Origin of the sequence: Hydrogenoanaerobacterium saccharovorans (assembly GCF_003814745.1) — a bacterium.
Lineage (GTDB): Bacteria > Bacillota > Clostridia > Oscillospirales > Ruminococcaceae > Hydrogenoanaerobacterium > Hydrogenoanaerobacterium saccharovorans.
The window spans coordinates 121,565-139,172 of the sequence record NZ_RKRD01000003.1 but is presented as its reverse complement, the minus strand read 5'-3'; the positions used below and the strand labels follow the sequence as shown (position 1 = coordinate 139,172).

Annotated in this window: 20 protein-coding genes and 1 tRNA gene; 10 read left to right on the top strand and 11 right to left on the bottom strand. The window is 44.0% G+C overall.

The window, feature by feature from the left end; genetic code table 11:
* Window positions 1-9: 9 nt before the first annotated feature.
* From EDD70_RS12870 to EDD70_RS12850, 5 genes are read left to right on the top strand one after another with little or no spacing between them, the layout of a single operon-like run.
* Window positions 10-384: a phage baseplate assembly protein gene (locus tag EDD70_RS12870; RefSeq protein WP_092756016.1), complete on the top strand. Its 375-nt coding sequence runs from the start codon at window positions 10-12 to the stop codon at window positions 382-384.
* Window positions 385-407: 23 nt separating this feature from the next.
* On the top strand, window positions 408-731 hold the full coding sequence (locus EDD70_RS12865) for a hypothetical protein (protein ID WP_123811059.1): 324 nt from the start codon (window positions 408-410) through the stop codon (window positions 729-731).
* Window positions 731-1,810, top strand: coding sequence for a baseplate J/gp47 family protein (locus EDD70_RS12860; protein WP_092756013.1), 1,080 nt, complete (start codon window positions 731-733; stop codon window positions 1,808-1,810). Before EDD70_RS12865 ends, EDD70_RS12860 begins: the two co-directional genes overlap by 1 nt.
* Complete coding sequence (locus EDD70_RS12855) at window positions 1,807-2,403, top strand: DUF2313 domain-containing protein (protein ID WP_092756011.1); 597 nt, start codon at window positions 1,807-1,809, stop codon at window positions 2,401-2,403. The genes EDD70_RS12860 and EDD70_RS12855 overlap by 4 nt, the downstream gene beginning before the upstream one ends.
* A gap of 5 nt (window positions 2,404-2,408) precedes the next feature.
* A complete protein-coding gene (locus tag EDD70_RS12850; RefSeq protein WP_092756009.1) occupies window positions 2,409-2,882 on the top strand; it encodes a hypothetical protein in 474 nt (157 codons plus the stop codon).
* A 44-nt stretch (window positions 2,883-2,926) separates the two neighbouring features.
* Here the strand turns inward: EDD70_RS12850 and EDD70_RS12845 are convergent, their stop codons facing one another.
* On the bottom strand, window positions 2,927-3,121 hold the full coding sequence (locus EDD70_RS12845) for a hypothetical protein (protein ID WP_092756007.1): 195 nt from the start codon (window positions 3,119-3,121) through the stop codon (window positions 2,927-2,929).
* Window positions 3,122-3,304: 183 nt separating this feature from the next.
* On the opposite strand from EDD70_RS12845, the gene EDD70_RS12840 reads away from it, so the two are divergent.
* On the top strand, window positions 3,305-4,168 hold the full coding sequence (locus EDD70_RS12840; RefSeq protein ID WP_092756005.1) for a pyridoxamine kinase: 864 nt from the start codon (window positions 3,305-3,307) through the stop codon (window positions 4,166-4,168).
* Window positions 4,169-4,195: 27 nt separating this feature from the next.
* On the top strand, window positions 4,196-4,450 hold the full coding sequence (locus EDD70_RS12835; RefSeq protein WP_092756003.1) for a TfoX/Sxy family protein: 255 nt from the start codon (window positions 4,196-4,198) through the stop codon (window positions 4,448-4,450).
* Window positions 4,451-4,489: 39 nt separating this feature from the next.
* On the opposite strand, the gene EDD70_RS12830 is transcribed toward EDD70_RS12835, so the two are convergent.
* From EDD70_RS12830 to EDD70_RS12800, 7 genes are all read right to left on the bottom strand, one after another.
* A complete protein-coding gene (locus tag EDD70_RS12830) occupies window positions 4,490-6,859 on the bottom strand; it encodes a glycogen/starch/alpha-glucan phosphorylase (RefSeq protein WP_423230131.1) in 2,370 nt (789 codons plus the stop codon).
* 207 nt (window positions 6,860-7,066) lie between these two features.
* Complete coding sequence (locus EDD70_RS12825; protein WP_092756001.1) at window positions 7,067-8,482, bottom strand: ABC transporter substrate-binding protein; 1,416 nt, start codon at window positions 8,480-8,482, stop codon at window positions 7,067-7,069.
* 134 nt (window positions 8,483-8,616) lie between these two features.
* Window positions 8,617-9,939 (bottom strand): APC family permease, encoded by a 1,323-nt coding sequence (locus EDD70_RS12820; protein WP_092755999.1) that lies wholly within the window; start codon window positions 9,937-9,939, stop codon window positions 8,617-8,619.
* Window positions 9,940-10,074: 135 nt separating this feature from the next.
* Complete coding sequence (locus EDD70_RS12815) at window positions 10,075-11,832, bottom strand: Rqc2 family fibronectin-binding protein (RefSeq protein ID WP_092755997.1); 1,758 nt, start codon at window positions 11,830-11,832, stop codon at window positions 10,075-10,077.
* Window positions 11,833-11,855: 23 nt separating this feature from the next.
* Window positions 11,856-12,626, bottom strand: a complete 771-nt coding sequence (locus tag EDD70_RS12810; protein ID WP_092755995.1) for a Nif3-like dinuclear metal center hexameric protein — start codon at window positions 12,624-12,626, stop codon at window positions 11,856-11,858.
* Window positions 12,623-13,321: a class I SAM-dependent methyltransferase gene (locus EDD70_RS12805; RefSeq protein ID WP_092755993.1), complete on the bottom strand. Its 699-nt coding sequence runs from the start codon at window positions 13,319-13,321 to the stop codon at window positions 12,623-12,625. The genes EDD70_RS12810 and EDD70_RS12805 overlap by 4 nt, the downstream gene beginning before the upstream one ends.
* Before the next feature lie 81 nt (window positions 13,322-13,402).
* Window positions 13,403-13,606 (bottom strand): DUF1858 domain-containing protein, encoded by a 204-nt coding sequence (locus tag EDD70_RS12800; RefSeq protein WP_092755991.1) that lies wholly within the window; start codon window positions 13,604-13,606, stop codon window positions 13,403-13,405.
* Window positions 13,607-13,785: 179 nt separating this feature from the next.
* Between EDD70_RS12800 and EDD70_RS12795 the strand changes: the two genes are divergently transcribed.
* Complete coding sequence (locus tag EDD70_RS12795; protein WP_092755989.1) at window positions 13,786-14,046, top strand: late competence development ComFB family protein; 261 nt, start codon at window positions 13,786-13,788, stop codon at window positions 14,044-14,046.
* A 63-nt stretch (window positions 14,047-14,109) separates the two neighbouring features.
* Here the strand turns inward: EDD70_RS12795 and EDD70_RS12790 are convergent, their stop codons facing one another.
* The 3 genes from EDD70_RS12790 to EDD70_RS12780 all read right to left on the bottom strand — a co-directional run bounded on the left by EDD70_RS12790 (window position 14,110) and on the right by EDD70_RS12780 (window position 16,601).
* Window positions 14,110-14,385, bottom strand: coding sequence for a zinc-ribbon domain containing protein (locus EDD70_RS12790; protein WP_092755987.1), 276 nt, complete (start codon window positions 14,383-14,385; stop codon window positions 14,110-14,112).
* Between the two features lie 140 nt (window positions 14,386-14,525).
* Window positions 14,526-15,128: a sigma-70 family RNA polymerase sigma factor gene (locus EDD70_RS12785; RefSeq protein WP_092755985.1), complete on the bottom strand. Its 603-nt coding sequence runs from the start codon at window positions 15,126-15,128 to the stop codon at window positions 14,526-14,528.
* 120 nt (window positions 15,129-15,248) lie between these two features.
* Window positions 15,249-16,601 carry an MATE family efflux transporter gene (locus tag EDD70_RS12780; protein ID WP_092755983.1) on the bottom strand — a complete coding sequence of 451 codons (1,353 nt, stop codon included), beginning with the start codon at window positions 16,599-16,601 and terminating at the stop codon, window positions 15,249-15,251.
* A gap of 135 nt (window positions 16,602-16,736) precedes the next feature.
* On the opposite strand from EDD70_RS12780, the gene EDD70_RS12775 reads away from it, so the two are divergent.
* Window positions 16,737-16,823, top strand: a tRNA-Leu gene (locus tag EDD70_RS12775).
* A 218-nt stretch (window positions 16,824-17,041) separates the two neighbouring features.
* On the top strand, window positions 17,042-17,599 hold the full coding sequence (locus EDD70_RS12770; RefSeq protein ID WP_162840928.1) for a DUF4417 domain-containing protein: 558 nt from the start codon (window positions 17,042-17,044) through the stop codon (window positions 17,597-17,599).
* Window positions 17,600-17,608: the final 9 nt, after the last annotated feature.

Here is a 17,608-nt window from a genome sequence, read left to right as displayed (position 1 = left end):
GAGGATAATATGCTATTACCACAATTGCTTAAAAACACAACGTCTTCCCCCGTGGCAGCACCTATCACACAAGCAGGCAGCGGATACATCCATGCGTCGGGCGAGGACGAGTTCCATCATATCCCGCTCTGCGCACCGTACGGCATATACAGCATTCCATCAGAAAATGCACAGGCACTCATTATCCCTATGGATAATGCAGCGGTGTGCGCCGGTGTTCTGTCCCCTTTTAACGGAGATTTTGAACTTGAACCGGGTGAATTAAGGCTGTACTCGGGCGGCGGAGCATCCATCGTATTAAAAAACAACGGTGATGTTATTATCAATGGGCTTACCATTACGAAAAACGGCACAATCTTAGAAAGCGGGGCGAACGAGTTATAGATACACGATTGCACGACGGCGATATGCAGCGCAACGCACAAGGGCTGCCGTATTTGGTAAGCGGTACCTCGGAACTGATACAACGTGCAATGATACGGCTGATTGTGCGGCGTGGCAGTTTTGCGCCGGATAAAAGTTTGGGAAGCGAACTTTATTTACTTAATTCATCAAGCAACGCGAGGGATATGGACACTGCGGGATTGAATCTGGTACGGCAAGCATTGCTGCCGATACCGCAGATCACTGTAACGAACGTGAACTGCTTGCGAAATGCCGACATCCTGCGGCTTAAAATACAACTAATGGTTGATGACCAAACCAAAAACTTGGAGGTGGATGTGAACTGATGGCAACATACGAACAAATCCTTACAGCAATGCAGCAAGAATACCATAAACAAACCGGTTTTTTTGCAGATGATGCGTCGGATATTGGGATACGGCTAAAGGTGCTTGCAACGCAGTTATCTACTTTGGATGAACACTTGGAAAGCCTCAAAACGCAGGTATTTCCGCAAACGGCAACCGATTTGCAGCTGGATTACCACGCACAAACGCGCGGGTTGCAGCGCAAAAAAGCAACCGTATCTTTGGGTGTATTGCGGTTTTCGCGTGAAACTCCCGCGCCTTCCGATATCATCATCCCCGCAGGGGTAGTATGCTCTGTTGGCAAAAGCGATACAGACTTAAATCTGCGGTTTGAAACCACAGAGCAGGGTGTAATACCTGTGGGATTTACATACGTGGATATTCCGGCACAATCATCGGAGGGCGGAACACTTGCAAACACAGCGCCCGGTGCCGTAACAGTAATGATAACGCCGGTACAAGCAATTTCGAGCGTAACCAACCCCATTGCATTTACCGGCGGCTCAGACAGAGAAACGGATAAACAGTTGCGTGCGCGCCTAATGAGCAGTTTTGCCACGATCAGCAACGGTACCAACGCTGCATTTTACTACGATTTTGCAATGGGCTTTGACGGTGTTGCGTCTGCCAAGGTGGTACCGCGCGTAAACGGAAGAGGAACCGTAGGTGTATATGTAGCGGGAGTTGGTGCCCCGGTACCCGATGCATTGGTAACAGAAATTCAAAAACAGCTTACCGATGTAAAAGAAATTAACGTAGATGTAACCGTTGCCAATGCGCGTCTCCATCCTGTAGATATTACATTGGAGATTGCAGGCGCAAGCGGTGTAAATTACGAGCATTTGAAAGCCGCCTGTGAGCACAAACTAACCGAATATTTTCATGCACTGCGCGTGGGGCAAAATCTTTTGCTGGCAGGCGTTTTGGATGCACTTTACCATATTGAAGGCTTATACAATTATAAACTAATAACCCCTGTGAAAGATATACAGGCAGAGAGTGACGTGCTTTTTACCCTTGATTCGACTACAATTAGTAGAATGGCGGTCGTAATATGACGAAAAGTATAGAATCGATTGCCCGTTTACTGCGTCCGCTTTGCCTTTACCGCCTAAACTGTGGCAGTTTTATTGATGCGGAACTGGCCGCTTACAATGCAGGGTTTGCATTGATTGAAAATAAGCTTGATACACTATGGGAAGAAAGTTTTATTCAAACCAGCAAAAGCTATGGCCTTATTTTGCGCGAGCAGATGATGCAGCTTTGGCTGCGCCCGCTCAGCAACATTGCAAAGCGCCGCGAGTTGTTGATTTACCGTTTGGCGGTAGCACCAAACGATTATAACCTAAAAGGTATGCTGAATTCTGTGCGTGCGGCAGGGTTGAATGCAAAAATTGAAGAAGACATTGCAAACGAGCGCATTCGCATTGTCGAAGACGGTTACATCAGCGACTTTAGCAATATGGATGAAGTAATAGAAGATGTACGGCAGATGCTGCCCGCTCATTTAGACGCAGATTTTGAAATAGGTAATTTTACATGGAATCAGTTTGACCAGTGCGATGTCACTTTTGATGAATTTGACAGCAAAGATGTACCTTGGGCAAAACTGGATATTGATGGTGCAAGTATTTTTGAAGGGGGAGCATAAAATATATGCCAAGCACGCACAAAACACCTTTTTTAAATTTAAACCAGTGGCTGGGCAGTGATAAACCCAAACGCGACGATTTTAATCAGGATAATATAAACATAGACAATAATATAAGAAGCCATGTTCAAAATACATCTGTTCACATCTCTGACGATGAACGCAAAGCATGGAACAACGGAGTTTTTATTGTTGGCAGTTATATCGGTAACTCTACATTCAACCGAACTGTTGAACTTGGGTTCAAGCCGCGCATAATAATATTATTTACCGCCGACCGTACCCTAAACGAATACAAACAAACATTTGATACCAATAATGTTTATGCGGCATTTTACACGCCTTTGGGTGCAAGCCTTGGAATATCGGTTACCAATACAGGTTTTACAGTGCAGAACCACGGTAACAACATTACAGGCGGCTCAACTTGCGCACTGAATCAAAACAATAAAACTTATGTTTATCTTGTGTTGCGCTAAACAGAAAAAGGGACAGAATTTAAAAAATTCTGCCCCTTTTTGCATTAACGCATATAATTGGAAAAGTTGTCGACAACATCGCCAACTGCGCGTATTGCTTTTCCGGCTGTCTTTTTCATTCTTTTTGTGTTGATTTTTTTACGATTTTTACCTGCCATCATATAAGCCGCTGTACCTGCAGCCATTGCCACACATACACCGGTGATAGCGGCACCTGTAACTTTACTGTTATTGTTCACGGTAGTCGCCTCCCATGCAAAAATTTGCGCAAATTACTTTGCTGTTTTATTGTTTGCAGGTATCGTTGCAATAACCCAGTTAAATTTTGCAATGAAATTTTATTTTTTAATGAAATAATTTGTTTTTTTTATAGATGTGCATTATAATCAGATTGCAAGTTTAAACATATTCGGAGTGATTTTATGTATAAAAGGCCGCAGAGAGTTGCTGCTATTCATGATTTATCGGGTTTTGGGCGATGCTCACTTACAGTAATTTTACCTGTATTGTCTGCAATGGGTGTGCAGGTTTGCCCTGTACCCACCGCCGTTCTCTCTACCCATACGGGCGGTTTTGGCGAAGTAGAATTTCGCGACCTCACCGACTATACCATACCTGCGCTGGAACATTATAAACGGCTTGATTTAGAGTTTGAATGTATCTACTCGGGTTTTCTGGGCAGCGAAGCGCAAATTGACCATTGCCTCGATTTTTTTGCTGCTTATCCCAATGCGTTATCGGTAGTGGACCCTGTTATGGGCGACCACGGCAAACCATATAAAACCTATACCGCAACCATGCAGCGCCGCATGATTGAGCTGGCTGCGGTTGCAGATATTATAACACCAAACTTAACCGAAGCATGTATTTTGCTTGGTGAGCCTTATATCTTTGAGCCCCTGACACAAAGTTTGGCGAAAAGCATGCTTGTGCGCCTTGCAGAAAAAGGACCGCGTTTTGTTGTTATTACAGGTGTAAATATGGCGGTAGGCACCATGAGCAACATTGGCTACGACAAAGAGCGTACTGCGTTTTGGTGTGTCGACTGCGATTATGTGCCCGTTTCGTACCCCGGTACGGGTGATATTTTTGCAAGCGTACTTACCGGTGGTTTTTTAAGCGGCGACAGCTTACCCATTGCAATGAGCCGCGCAACGCAATTTGTTGAAACTGCTATAAAAACAACTTTCAGCTACGGCACTGAACCCCGCGAAGGCGTGATGCTTGAACGTACCCTGCATATGCTGAAAGAAAGTGATTTTGTTTCGAAATACAGGATTTTATAATACAAAAAAATCTATGGAGGAAGCCATATGGGGGAACTGGCAAAGTTGCCGAACATCGGAACGGTTGTGGAAACGCAGTTAAACCAAGCAGGCATCGAAACAGCCGAGCAGCTTAAAGCAATCGGCAGCAAGCAGGCTTGGCTAAAAATCAAGGCGATAGACCCTTCTGCCTGTTACAATAGATTGTGCGGTTTAGAGGGTGCTATACAAGGCATCCGATGGCATCATCTTGCTGATGACGTAAAAAAAGACATGAAAGATTTTTATCGCAAAATGAGATAAACTCATAGAAAAGCTCCGATATTAAATCGGAGCTTTTTGCTATTTACAGGGTTTAATATTCCAAATTTCGCTTGCGTATTCTTTGATGGGGCGGTCGGATGAAAACATACCGCAGCGTGCAATATTAAGAAAGCATTTTTTTGCAAAGGCGTATTTATCGCCGTAATCGCGGTTAACACGCAATTTTGCGGCGATATAGCTTTCAAAATCAGCAAGCAGATAATATTGATCGGGTTGGTGCCACGAAGCACCTTTCAACAAACTGTCATACAAATCTTGAAATGCACCCGTTCCACCATCCTCAAACGTGCCGTCCACAAGAGTATCCACCACGCGCTTAATACGAAGGTTCTTTTCGTACAGCTCTTTGGGGTTGTAATTTGGACTTATTTTTTCAATATCCTCTACACGCAGACCAAAAATATAGTTGTTGTCTTCCCCTGCCTGCTCTACAATTTCAACATTTGCGCCATCGTAGGTACCCAATGTCACTGCACCGTTCAGTGCCAGTTTCATATTGCCTGTTCCGCTTGCCTCGGTGCCTGCGGTTGAAATTTGCTCAGAAACATTTGCAGCGGGGATGAGTTTTTCGGCATACGAAACATTATAGTTTTGCACAAACACAACAGCAATCTTGCCGTTCACTTCCGGGTCGTTATTTACAAGCTTTGCAATTTCGCCGATATACTTGATAATTCCCTTGGCGCGATAATAACCGGGGGCAGCTTTTGCACCGAACAGAAACGCGGTTGGGTTAAAATCTTTGATTCGTCCGTCCTTCAATCCAAAGTAGATGTCAACAATCGAAAAAGCATTGAGCAGCTGTCGCTTGTATTCATGCAGACGCTTTACTTGAATATCAAAAATAAAATCGGGGTTAAGAGAAGCACCATCATGGCGTTTTATAAAATCGCACAGCAGCTGTTTATTCTCTGCCTTAATACTCATAAAGCGGTCGAGCACCTGATTGTCATTTGCAAACTGTTCCAATCCTTTTAAAAGAGTAAGGTCGGTAAGCCACCCGTCACCGCCCAGCAATTCGGTAATAAAAGCCGAAAGTTTGGGGTTACAAAGCCCCATCCAACGGCGTTGGGTAACACCATTGGTTTTATTTATAAAACGCTCGGGGTACAATTTATACCACTCATGCAAAGTGCGCGCCTTGAGTATTTCGGTATGAATGCGTGCAACGCCATTGGTTTTGTGGCAAACATACACCGCCAATCGTGCCATATGCACCATGTCTTTGCTGATAATCATATGGTCAATCAGTTCGCCGCGATGCAAACCTTTTTCGCTCAATGTGCGCAGAAGATGTTCGTTGATCATCTTCATAATCTCGTACACGCGTGGAACAACCTGCTTCATTAACTCACTGCTCCATTTTTCCATAGCCTCCGGCATAATGGTATGGTTGGTGTAAGAGAACGTTTTTTGAGCAATGCTCAGCGCAAGATTAAAATCCAGTTTCTCATAATCTACGAGCAAACGTATGAGCTCGGGGATGGCAATAACAGGGTGAGTATCGTTAAGCTGGATAGCATAACAATCGGCAAACTTTGAAAAATCGTTGCCGTACACCGCCTTATAACTGCGTAAAATATCTTTTAGTGAAGCACTGCAGAAAAAATACTGCTGCTTTAAGCGAAGTACTTTGCCCTTGGGTGTATCATCGTTGGGATACAGCACCATAGAAATATTTTCGGCATCGTTTTTTGCCTGTACCGCTTCGTCATATTTCTGCTCGTTAAACAGCTTAAAATCAAACGGCTCTATTGCTTCTGCCTGCCACAGGCGCAACGTATTTACATTGGTTGTTCGGTAGCCCACAACAGCCATATCGTAGGGCACTGCATTTACGGTTTGGTCGCCAAATTCAACCGATACGGTATCTGCCGTACAGCGAAGGCTCCATGGGTCGCCCTGGCACTGCCAGTCGTCGGCAGTTTCTTTTTGGCAGCCGTCTACAATCCTTTGTTTAAACAGCCCGTATTTATAGCGGATGCCGTATCCATCCAGCGGAAGATTATGAGTAGCGGCAGAATCAAGATAGCATGCTGCGAGCCTTCCAAGCCCTCCGTTGCCAAGGGCGGCATCTTCAATCTGTTCCAGCATTGTAATATCTGCGCCTTTTTCGGCAAGGATGTCACGAACTTCGTCCAGCACACCCATATTATAAAGATCGTTAAATACCAGCCTGCCCATTAAAAATTCGGCAGAAAAATAGAAAGCGCGTTTCGCATTGGCATGATTGTGGCGGCTTTCGCACCAATTTTTATACAACTCGCCGTTTGCCCATTTGCCTAATGCACAGTGCAGCTGGTTGGCGGTTGCATGCTGCAGCGTAGTCTGATACTCTGTCTCAAGAGCTGTTTGCAACTCGGACAGAAATTTTTCTTTGTTTATCAAGGTTAAGCCTCCCTCCGCCGGTAACGTTACCACCGGCACTGCTATTGTAGCGCAAAACTCAGGTTTTTCGCAAGCCCCTTTTACTATTTTTGGTTATTTTTGCCAAACAGATTTTTGGAACTCGAAGGAGTACCAACAAGTTCTCTAAAAAGAGGAGGACAGGATGTCCTCCCCTTTTATATGATTAATTGAATGAATATTTAATTATCAAGCGGCACTGCTTGTTGACGAGGTCACCGATGAACTTTCACTGCTTGAAGATGGGCTGCTCGCATTGCCTGCAACATTTTTGCGCGCCTCTTCCCACTTGGCTCGTGCTTCATTAATCAAATCTTCCCATTTTATCTCACCTGCAAAATATTTTTGCAGGCTGCTCCCGAAAACCTCCATACCCCAAGAAGTGGGGTAGCCCATAAACACCCAAGGCATGGTTTTGCCTGCGTCGGAGAATTTTTTAACTGCTTTGCCAAGAGGGTCGGCAGGCTCAAGGTCGGTGTAGTTGGTAAAAGCAGGTATAAAGCCGAATTCGGTTACAACAATGCGCTTACCCTCTTCACTTTGATAAAGCCAATTGAGAAAATCTTTTGCCGCCGCTTTCTCGGCACCGGTGCTTTCTTTATTAATGCACCAGTACATCGGCACACCAACAGGGATGAAATCTTCAACAACGCCTTTGAGCGGCAGCGGCATCATATCAAGGTTGCGTGCAACATCTTCATCTACATTAGCAACCTCGTTGTAAACCCAATTGCCCTGCTGAATTACCGCTACGCGTTCGATAGCGATCCCGCTGGCAACTTGTGTAGCATAATCGACAGAATTAAGTTTGCCCAAATCGTTCGCATTTTTGGTATACAGCGCTTGCAAATCGATTAAAGATTTCAATGCATTGGAATGGGTGAATTTTACGGTTTTTGCCTCGAATGCCTCCATGGGGCCTTTAAATTCGTTGGTAAGCGCCAAATTAAGCGTATGCAAACCCGTTACCCATGTTTCTTTCGCAGGCAGTTCGGTGACAGCCTCCAACGCAGGGTATTTTTCTTTGAGCTCCCCTTTATCAATTTTTGCTTTCAGTGTTTTCATTGCATTTTCGATTGCGGCGTAGGTGTTAAGGTTATCTACAGGTATCCCCGCAGTTTCAAAAATGGCACGATTATACACAAACCCGTATCCCTCAATGGAGTAAGGCAACCCGTATACTTTATCGTTTTGCGTTACAGCCAGTAACGTGCCTGTTGCTGCATTTTTTACCCACGGCTGATCGGTCAAATCTTCCAGTTTCTCGCTCCAGTCTTTTAAATCTTGCGGGCCGCCGATATTAAAAATATCGGGTTTGTTGCCGGACTGCATTTTTGCTTTCAGCGCCGCACCGTAATCGGCACCTCCGCCCACGGTATCGATGTTGATTTTGACATCCGGATTTGCATCCATATAAGTTTTAGCTGCTTTGGTAAGTGCATCGGATATTTCAACTTTAAACTGTATGATATCTACTTCGGTTTTTTCACCTGTGTCTACACTCGTATCTGCAACGGATGAACTGCCGTCTTTTTTCTTACAAGCCGTTGAAGAAAATGCTATTGCTGCTGCAAGCAGCATTGCCAATATTCTTTTTGCTTTCATAAATTCTACATTCCTTTCCATATGCGTATAGCAAATGTGCTTATATATAAAATTCCAAGATTTCGGTAAAATTATACATTAGAAACATATTTATGCAAAAAATAAATCCGCATCGCTGCGGATTTACTCTTTTTCTATTTTATTTTTCGTTTTGCATAATAAAGCTGCGACAACGCTACAACACACAAACACAGGATAACATCATACCAGAACAGAGGATTTTGCATCCCTGCAAATAATATGATGGCAGAACCTGTCATAGCAAGAGCCGGCAGCAGGTAACCTCGCACCTTACTTTTAATCTCACCTTTTTTGGCAAGCCGCATCACCGCAAGATACAGCAAGGCGGCACCCACATAGTTTACAACAATGGCAATTTCAGAAATGTCGCTGTTAGGCAACAGCTCGAATTTTTGTGTAACATAGTGAACGAACATCCACACACTGCTGAGTACAAATGCAAGCAGAGCCGATTTCATAGGAATACCTGTTTTCGGGTTGACAAGATTATATTTATCCGATACCGGCAGCATTCCCCTTAGTGAAAGCGAATACGGAAGACGAATGGTACCCATAACAAGACCGTTTACCGTGCCCAAAACCGATATGATGACAAAAACCAACACCGCTTTGGCACCGGTGGGGCCCAACAGCATCTTTGCGGCAGCATCTACATGCGCATCGCCGAGTGCAAGCTCCTGGTCGGCACCTACCAGTGAGGTGATACCCACAAAATACAGCACATACACAATCAAGATAAGGATTGGCGCAATAATCATAGCAAGCGGCAAATTCCGTTTGGAATTTTTAATTTCATGGCAAATTGACGTTGAAACCATCCAGCCGTCAAAAGCAAATACCACAGGGGCTATTGCGGCAATCCAAGATGCTGTGCGCACCGTTTGAAGATCCTGCGCAAACGACGCAGTTGGGTTACCTAACGCAAAACCTGCTACAGCAAATAAGAGCAGCGGCAGCAGCTTAATCACCGTAGAGATGTTCTGGAAATATCCGCCCAGCTTTGCGGATGCAACATTCCAGCCAAACACCAAAACAAGGCACAGCGAGCCGATTAGCACTTGATTTTCGAGCGTGTTTGAAATACCGAAAAGCATGTTAATGTAAACACCTGCTACCCACGAAACAACCACTGTGAGTGTTGGGTAATATACAAAGGTATGAAACCAACCAAAGCCGCAAGCCGTACGCTCACCGCAAAAAACCTCAGCGTACGAGATAATACCGCCCGCTTTATCGGTACGTGCGGCAAGTTCTGTAAGCGCAAGGCAGCCAAACACAATACTAATTGCTGCAACACACAATGCAATTACCCCTGACAAAATATTACCTTGTGTAAAAACGAGGATATTATCGCTTTTGAAAAAAATACCAGAACCGATGACAATACCTACAATCATCGCGATTGCCGTGGGTAAGCCGTATTTGCGCTGTTCCATGCGCTTCCTCCTAAAATTAAAAATTCAGATTGAAATAGTATAGATATTAGATAATTTATAATATATTATTTTGCAAGACATTGTCAATTATTATTTTTTACTTTTCATGCAAAAAAAGACGCTAAAGCGTCTTTTTTACAAAAGTTTCAATTTTTCTATAAAACCTTTGTCAGGCGTCACATAAGCTGTTTGGTAGGGGTCGTAAATCACCATCCCGGGTTTTGCTCCGTTTGGCTTTTTTACATTTTTAATGGCAGTATAATCTACTGCTACCTGGGCAGATTCACGCGCTTTGCTGTTGTATGCCGCAATCATTGCCGCCTCGGTGAGGGTTTGGTTCGGAACCGGTTTGCCCTCGGTAATCACAACCGTATGTGAGCCGGGGATTTTCTGCGTATGAAACCAAATATCGCAGCCGCGCGCCGTCTTCAGCGTTAACTGGTCATTTTGCACATTGTTTCTACCCGACAGTATGGTAAAGCCATCGGAGGAGAGGTATTTTTGCAGTGCCAGTTTTTCGGGGCGCTTGTACTTACTTTTGTAGTTTTTAATGTATCCGCCCTGAGCAAACTCTTCACGAATAGCAGCGAGCTCTGCCTCGCAATCGGCACGCGAAAGCGCATCGAAAACCGAATCGATGTATCTGCTTTCTTCTTCCGCCTGTGCAATCAAAGTGTGCAGCATCTTTTCGGCGGTATCTGCCTTACGGTACTCGGCATAGTATTTTTGTGCATTTTTTGCAGGCGTATACTGCGGGTCCAGCGGAATACGAAGGATAGGACTGCCTTCTTCGTAAAAATTTTCGGCATCAAAGTAAGTCTGCCCTTTTTCAAGGCGGTAAATATTTGCATTGATAAGGTCGCCCATCACCTTGAGCTTGTCACGGTCGGCACATTCCAAAAGCTCTTGCTTTTGTGCGTACAGCTTGCGCACAATGCGGTCGGACGTATTGGCGAGCAGGCGCAGCAAATCGTGCGAGCGCACCTTCATACGCTCCATCCTGTCACGTTCACTGTAAAAGCTGTCCAGCAGGCTGGAGTAGCTATCGTAATGCTTTGTCAGCATCAGATGTCCGTACTGGTGGATATCGATAAACGAAAAATCGCGCGGGCGGCCGTCGGGTTCGGCAACCAGTGTAGGCACCCCCGTGTGGTTTTGCAGGGTTGCAATCAAATTGCCCACCGCAAACTCAAGGCGCGACACTGTATCATCATCCAATTCGGCGGCAAGCAGTTCTCTGCCGCGCGCAGCATAATGCGCCAGTTCGCGGCACAGTATCGGCGAAACTCCCATCAATGCATCCATGATAGCCTTAGAAAGCTCTACATTACGCCCCGAACGCACACGGTCCGCCACCTGTGCAGGGGTACAGCTTGTAAGTACAAGCTTGTTTTGCAAAGGAGGCAAAGTATACGTCATTCCGGGCAGAATTTGGCGTACCGAAGACATTTCATCGTCGATGCGCTTGATGGAATCAATAATTTTCTGGTTTTGGTCTATCAAAATAATGTTCGAGTGGCGCCCCATAATTTCCACAGCAATGGTGAGCACCACCAAATCGCCCAATTCATTGACTGCTTCAAAATCGAGATGCAAAATACGGTCTAAAGCAATCTGCCTTACCGCAATCAACCTTGCATTGCCGAGGTGCTTGCGCATCAGCATGCAAAACATAGGGGGCTGCTTGGGGTTCTCCTGCACCACCTCGGTAAAATGGACACGAGGACTGTTTGCCCCAGCTGACAGCAGCAGCTTGCCCCCGCCGCCTCTCCACCGCAGCGCAATCACCAACTCCTCGCGTGAGGGCTGATGGATACGGTCTACACGGCTGTTTATGGCAAGCGTTTCGATTTCATTTTTAAGTTCGCTGAGAAATGCACCGTCCAGTGCCATAGTATCACCTGATTTCTTTTCTATTATTGATATTGCACAGGGTCGCCCTCGCGCTGTGAGCAAACGATGCAAAGCGACGGGAATGCTTTGCGGAGTTTTTCGGCAAGCGGCTGCAATACTACTTGCTCGGTACAGTAATGCCCCGCATCCACCAACGTAATGCCAAGTTTTTTTGCGTCAAGCAGTATGTTGTGCTTGCTGTCAGCAGTTACAAGTGCATCGGCTTGCAGCTGTGCCGCACGGTAAACAAGGCTTGCACCTGCACCGCCGCAAACTGCTACCCGTTTTATCTGCGTGCATCCCTGTGTGTATTTTAACCCGCTGCATCCCAATTCTTTTTTAACCGAATCAAGAAATGCTGCGCAATCCATTGTATTATTTAACTCGCCGATACGCCCCAGCGACAGCCCGTTGCTATCAAGCGGCTCCAACGGCTGTATATTTTGCAGATTGAGCCGGTGTGCCAAAATATCGTTTACACCGCCCTGAGCCACATCAAGATTGGTGTGTGCGCAAATTGCGCTGATATCATGTTTTGCAAGCTGATAAACAACATCATCTGACGCAATACGTTTGAGCGGCTCAAAAATAACAGGGTGATGCGATACAATCAGGTTCGCGCCGATTTCATTTGCTTCCTCTACCACATCTGTGGTGATATCCAGTGCAATCAAAACCTTATCAATCTCGGCACCTTTTGCCTCAACCAAAAGCCCGCTGTTATCCCAGCTTTCTGCTGTATAAAAAGGTGCAAACGCATTGATATATTCGTAAACATCGCGTACTGTATTCATATTTCATCCTCCCCAATCGTACATAAAATCGCGTGATACAGCAATTCAAGCGGGGCAGCCTGTTCCCTGCGGTTTTTCGATGCTTGCAGCCCTTTTATTTTTTTATGTACAATTTCCGCCTGCCAGCGAATATAAGCGTGTGCATCCTCTGCTGGGCATTCGGGCAGTTTGCCGACTACAGCAAATAAATCGCTGCAAACTGTAATTTTACCGGTATAACGCACCGATAAAACGGTATAGCGAAAACGGTTTGCCCTTGCGCTGTGTTCACAGATAATTTCATACCCATTTGCGCATAGCCAGCGGCGCAGCTCATCCGCCCGCGTCATAGGTTGCAGCAGGTAATGCTTTTGCGGGTTCTTCCATGCAGCGGCGGCAAGAATTTTCGCAATCAAGTCGCCGCCCATACCTGCAATGACGATATCATCCGCATCGTTTTCTTGCAAACATTCCAACCCGTTTGAAAGCACAAGCCGCACACGGTCGGCAACGCCGTATTGCTCAACGGTACGGCGGCTGCGTGCCAAGGGCATTTCGTTGATATCGCATGCAAACCCCTGTGGGCAGATACCCTGCTTTATCAGCCAAGTTACCAAATAACCATGGTCTGCGCCGATATCGGCAACGGTGCTGCCTTGGCGTACCAAACCGGCAATCAGCGACAAACGCTCGTCTAATATCGGTAATTCGTTCATATATCGTCAAATCTCCTGCTCGCTTTATACAAAAAATCGTGTCAAGCATAGTGCATGACACGATCTCTCATCTGTCTGCGATTAATTTCCAAGATGCTTGTTCAGCTTGTCCACCAATTCATTGCAATTTACACCTTGTACTGCGCATGCTTCTTCGATCGATTCACCGCGGGAAGATGGACAGCCTAGACAGTGCATCCCCATTGCCAAAAAAAATTGGGCTGTGGTCGCATCGTAATCGAGAATATCACCTATAACTGTATCTTTTGTTACTTCAAATGCCATTTATCGCACCTCCTTGTAAACATATTCATTCATTTGTAAACATATTTATTATACCAATATCTTTTGCTTTCTACAATGTAAAATATATATTTTGTGTGGTAGAAAGTAATCGGTATATTTACTTCCCACTGCAAATGTGCTACATTATCACTAATCAGAGTGTGAATTGAGGTGGATTTATGAAACCGTATAATTTGATGGAAACCGTTGTAACGCAAAAGCTAGACCAAATGATTGATACCCTGGGCTGCTGCAAATGTGAACAATGCCGATGGGATATTGTTTGCTATGTTTTAAACAGAATACCGCCCAAATATGTTATTACCCATGAAGGCGAGCTTTTTTCAAAATTAGATACTGTGAATGTGCAATACGAAATGGATATTGTAACACTTCTTACGCAGGCTGCCCGTATGATACAGAAAAACCCGAGGCACTAAATTTATATACGAAGAAAAAGAGGATGCATCTGCATCCTCTTTTTGTAATTGTTAAAGCTAAAATTACTCAGCTTTCATTTTTGCAAAGCACTCGCTGCAATATACAGGTCTGTCTTCACGGGGTCTGAAAGGAACTTTTGCTTCTTTACCGCAAGCTGCGCAAGAAGCAGTGAACATCTCTCTCTCAGATTTCATGCTGTTTTTGCGTGCGTCACGGCAAGCTTTACATCTCTGCGGCTCGTTTACAAAGCCTTTTTCTGCGTAGAACTCCTGCTCACCTGCGGTGAAAACGAATTCTGCTCCACACTCTTTGCAAATAAGGGTTCTGTCTTCGTACATAGTCTTTACCTCGCTTTTAAAATTTGCCCATAGATGTTGTGCCGTACATTGATTTACCAACGCGTCAGACATACAAGGGACATTATTATATAACCCGATACGGATTATATTACGATTTTGGTATCAATGACACTGTATTATTACAGCTTCATTGACCTGAGCTTTCGTCTTACTCGCTGCAGGGCATTGTCCACCGATTTTGCTGTGGACTTCATCCTCTTGGACATTTCTTCGTAAGAATGACCGCTGAGATAAAGATTAAGTGCTTCCTGTTCAAATGCAGACAAAAGGGACCTCATTTTTTGTTCTCGTGCTTTTATCTCTTCTTCCATAATTACAATGGATTCGGGACTTTCCGTGCGACGATCGCACGATGTATAAACGGACAGCTCCGAGCCGTCATCAAGGGGTATATAATCTCTGAGGGGTTGCTGTTTACCTGCGAGCCCGATTTTAATTGCTGTTTGTACCTGGCGCTTCATACAAAGGGTTGCAAAAGCACGAAAAGGTACGTTGCAAGCATTATCAAAACTACGAACGGCCTTTATTAAACCGGTAAGCGCCTCTTGTGTAAGGTCATCCGGCTCTAAACCAACAATGTTGTAACCCTTTGTAAGGGTTCTTGCAATGGGTTCATATCGAACGATTAAGGCAGCAAATGCATCAGGCTCTGATGCTTTTGCTTTGCTTACAAGTTCATCATCGGTGATGGTTATGCGATCAGACAAAAAATCTTCTTGCATACGAACACTTCCCGAAACAGTACATTTCCATATTCATCAATTTTGAATTAATCATACACTCAAAATCCTCATTTGTCAACTATTTTATGAATATTTCACAAATTGGTGAATATCACCATACTAAATTGTTAAATCTTTCAACCATTTTCCGCTGTTCACTCGGTAGAAGCACAACCCGCATTTAAGCACCTCGTCAATTTTAATACAAAAGTACACTGCAACAATCGGCAAACCAAGCTGCAAACCGGTAAAAAAGCCCAGTGGAATCGCTATCATCCAAAGAAATACAATATCGATAAACAAGCCAAATTTAACATCGCCGCCGCCACGAAGCGTGCCCACTATCGTAATCATTGCCACAGACTGAAATAGAACAATAACTGCAGAAACATTCATAATTTGGGCAGCCACCTGTTTTGTCGCGTCAGATACATTATAAAAGTTAATAGCTAAAGGTTTGAGTACTAACATTATGATGCCTGCAAAAACGCCTAAAATTACACTGATTGCCAAAAATGTTTTTGCACGTTCTTTTGCTTTATCATATTCGCCCTGCCCTATGGTGTTGCCAATGATGACTGCCGCCGAATTGCCAACACCTTGGAAAAACACAGATACAAACTGTACAACCACTTGGCAAATGCTGTTTGCAGCAACAATAACCGAACCCATCTTACCCAATACAATAGAGAGTGTTGCTGTGCCCGATGCCCAAAGCAGCTCGTTTATGATCACCGGGGTAGCCGTTCTACCAAATTCGGCTGTTCTTTCTTTTTGAGTATGCAGCAGGTCTTTTAACCGAAAGTGCAGCTTGTCTTCTTTCACCCGCATAAAAATCATAATAATAGTAAATTCGGTGACGCGCGCAATAAGTGTGCCAATTGCTGCACCACGAATTTCAAGCCGAGGTGCGCCTAAATTACCATAGATAAACACCCAGTTAAAAAACACATTTACAAAAAAAGAAATACTGTAAACCACAAGCGAAATTTTTACCGTACCCACAGTACGCAATACACCAATGCTTGTAATTGTTATGCCATACATTAAATAAGTAAACGACATTATTTGAAGATATTTTACACCTTCTGCTATAACATCTGCTTCATTTGAAAAAATATGCATAATTTGTTGAGGAAATACTAAAGAAATCAGCATGGTAAAAATACCAATGATAAAACTTAACCGGTACATGGTAGCCATAATGTATTTAATAGTAGTAACATCACGTTTGCCCCAATATTGAGCAGTAAGCACGCCGGTACCGCTGGCTATACCAAAGTTAAAAATCATAAATATAAATGAGATTTGGTTGGCAAGTGACGAACCGGAAAGCTGAACCTCTCCCAACGCTCCAATCATCACAGTATCCATCATGCTTACGCCTGTTGTTATCAAGTTCTGTAAGGCTATCGGCAACGAAAGTGTTAATACGGTTTTATAAAAAGACTTATCTCTAACAAAAATCTGCACAAAATACCTCCGGCCGCAAAGCGGTATAATCTGATTGTATTATAAGGGATTCCGAAAAAATTAGCAATGAAAATAAAAAAATATTCAAAAACCTCTTGATTTTTTTATTCTAATCGTGTAAGATATTATTGTTACGCCGGTGTGATGGAATTGGCAGACGTGCGGGACTCAAAATCCCGTGGTAGCGATACCGTGTCGGTTCGACCCCGACCACCGGCACCAACAAAAAGTCATGTATGAGGATTTGAACTCATACATGACTTTTTTCTTTATTTGTGATAAATTTAGAATATAATTATAATGTGTCTTTCTTAGCAAGAACTATTTATGAATTTTCTGTAAACGATTGTGTAAAAGTTGCATGTTTCTATGCAACTTCCAATGGTATGCTCCTATTGTTGAAGGGACTTTATCCTTATCATAAAATAGGAGACATTTTAATGACAGAAGAAAATTACAAGTATCGTACAAGTCCATTTCTTTTGAGAAATCAATTTGATGGAAGTGGAAAGTTCAAAATTCCAACCATTCCAAAAGCAGAGCTCATAGACGACGATTTTAAAGATTTGCTACTGATTGGGTTTGACCGCACAAAACTAGAAAACAATAATCATATAGATAGAATGGTGCATTTTTTCTTGTATGATTATAAGTTTGAGCGTGTATGGAAAAAACCCGATTCGGAGATTGAGAAACTGAGGCGATACAAAGCGGTGTTATCTCCGGATTTTAGTATGTATCTTGAAATGGCACCGGTCATGCAATTATTCAACACGTTTCGCAACCGCTGGTGTGGTGCATACTTTGTCTCTAAAGGAATTAGAGTGATTCCTACCGTTAGCTGGGGGAATGAAAACACCTTTCATTTTTGCTTTGAGGGCATTCCAAAAGGTAGTACCGTTGCAGTATCTACGTACACGGTAAGCGAACATAACAATCATCAAGACCAGAAAGAATTCTTTTTAAAAGGCTGCAATGAGATGCTACGGCGCATTTAGCCGGAACGA

What these genes read in the sequence shown, in the direction of transcription:
- EDD70_RS12870 (WP_092756016.1), top strand. Translation starts at nt 10, where the DNA reads ATGCTATTACCACAATTGCTTAAAAACACAACGTCTTCCCCCGTGGCA.
- EDD70_RS12865 (WP_123811059.1), top strand. Translation starts at nt 408, where the DNA reads ATGCAGCGCAACGCACAAGGGCTGCCGTATTTGGTAAGCGGTACCTCG.
- EDD70_RS12860 (WP_092756013.1), top strand. Translation starts at nt 731, where the DNA reads ATGGCAACATACGAACAAATCCTTACAGCAATGCAGCAAGAATACCAT.
- EDD70_RS12855 (WP_092756011.1), top strand. Translation starts at nt 1,807, where the DNA reads ATGACGAAAAGTATAGAATCGATTGCCCGTTTACTGCGTCCGCTTTGC.
- EDD70_RS12850 (WP_092756009.1), top strand. Translation starts at nt 2,409, where the DNA reads ATGCCAAGCACGCACAAAACACCTTTTTTAAATTTAAACCAGTGGCTG.
- EDD70_RS12840 (WP_092756005.1), top strand. Translation starts at nt 3,305, where the DNA reads ATGTATAAAAGGCCGCAGAGAGTTGCTGCTATTCATGATTTATCGGGT.
- EDD70_RS12835 (WP_092756003.1), top strand. Translation starts at nt 4,196, where the DNA reads ATGGGGGAACTGGCAAAGTTGCCGAACATCGGAACGGTTGTGGAAACG.
- EDD70_RS12825 (WP_092756001.1), bottom strand. Translation starts at nt 8,482, where the DNA reads ATGAAAGCAAAAAGAATATTGGCAATGCTGCTTGCAGCAGCAATAGCA.
- EDD70_RS12820 (WP_092755999.1), bottom strand. Translation starts at nt 9,939, where the DNA reads ATGGAACAGCGCAAATACGGCTTACCCACGGCAATCGCGATGATTGTA.
- EDD70_RS12815 (WP_092755997.1), bottom strand. Translation starts at nt 11,832, where the DNA reads ATGGCACTGGACGGTGCATTTCTCAGCGAACTTAAAAATGAAATCGAA.
- EDD70_RS12810 (WP_092755995.1), bottom strand. Translation starts at nt 12,626, where the DNA reads ATGAATACAGTACGCGATGTTTACGAATATATCAATGCGTTTGCACCT.
- EDD70_RS12805 (WP_092755993.1), bottom strand. Translation starts at nt 13,321, where the DNA reads ATGAACGAATTACCGATATTAGACGAGCGTTTGTCGCTGATTGCCGGT.
- EDD70_RS12800 (WP_092755991.1), bottom strand. Translation starts at nt 13,606, where the DNA reads ATGGCATTTGAAGTAACAAAAGATACAGTTATAGGTGATATTCTCGAT.
- EDD70_RS12795 (WP_092755989.1), top strand. Translation starts at nt 13,786, where the DNA reads ATGAAACCGTATAATTTGATGGAAACCGTTGTAACGCAAAAGCTAGAC.
- EDD70_RS12790 (WP_092755987.1), bottom strand. Translation starts at nt 14,385, where the DNA reads ATGTACGAAGACAGAACCCTTATTTGCAAAGAGTGTGGAGCAGAATTC.
- EDD70_RS12785 (WP_092755985.1), bottom strand. Translation starts at nt 15,128, where the DNA reads ATGCAAGAAGATTTTTTGTCTGATCGCATAACCATCACCGATGATGAA.
- EDD70_RS12770 (WP_162840928.1), top strand. Translation starts at nt 17,042, where the DNA reads ATGACAGAAGAAAATTACAAGTATCGTACAAGTCCATTTCTTTTGAGA.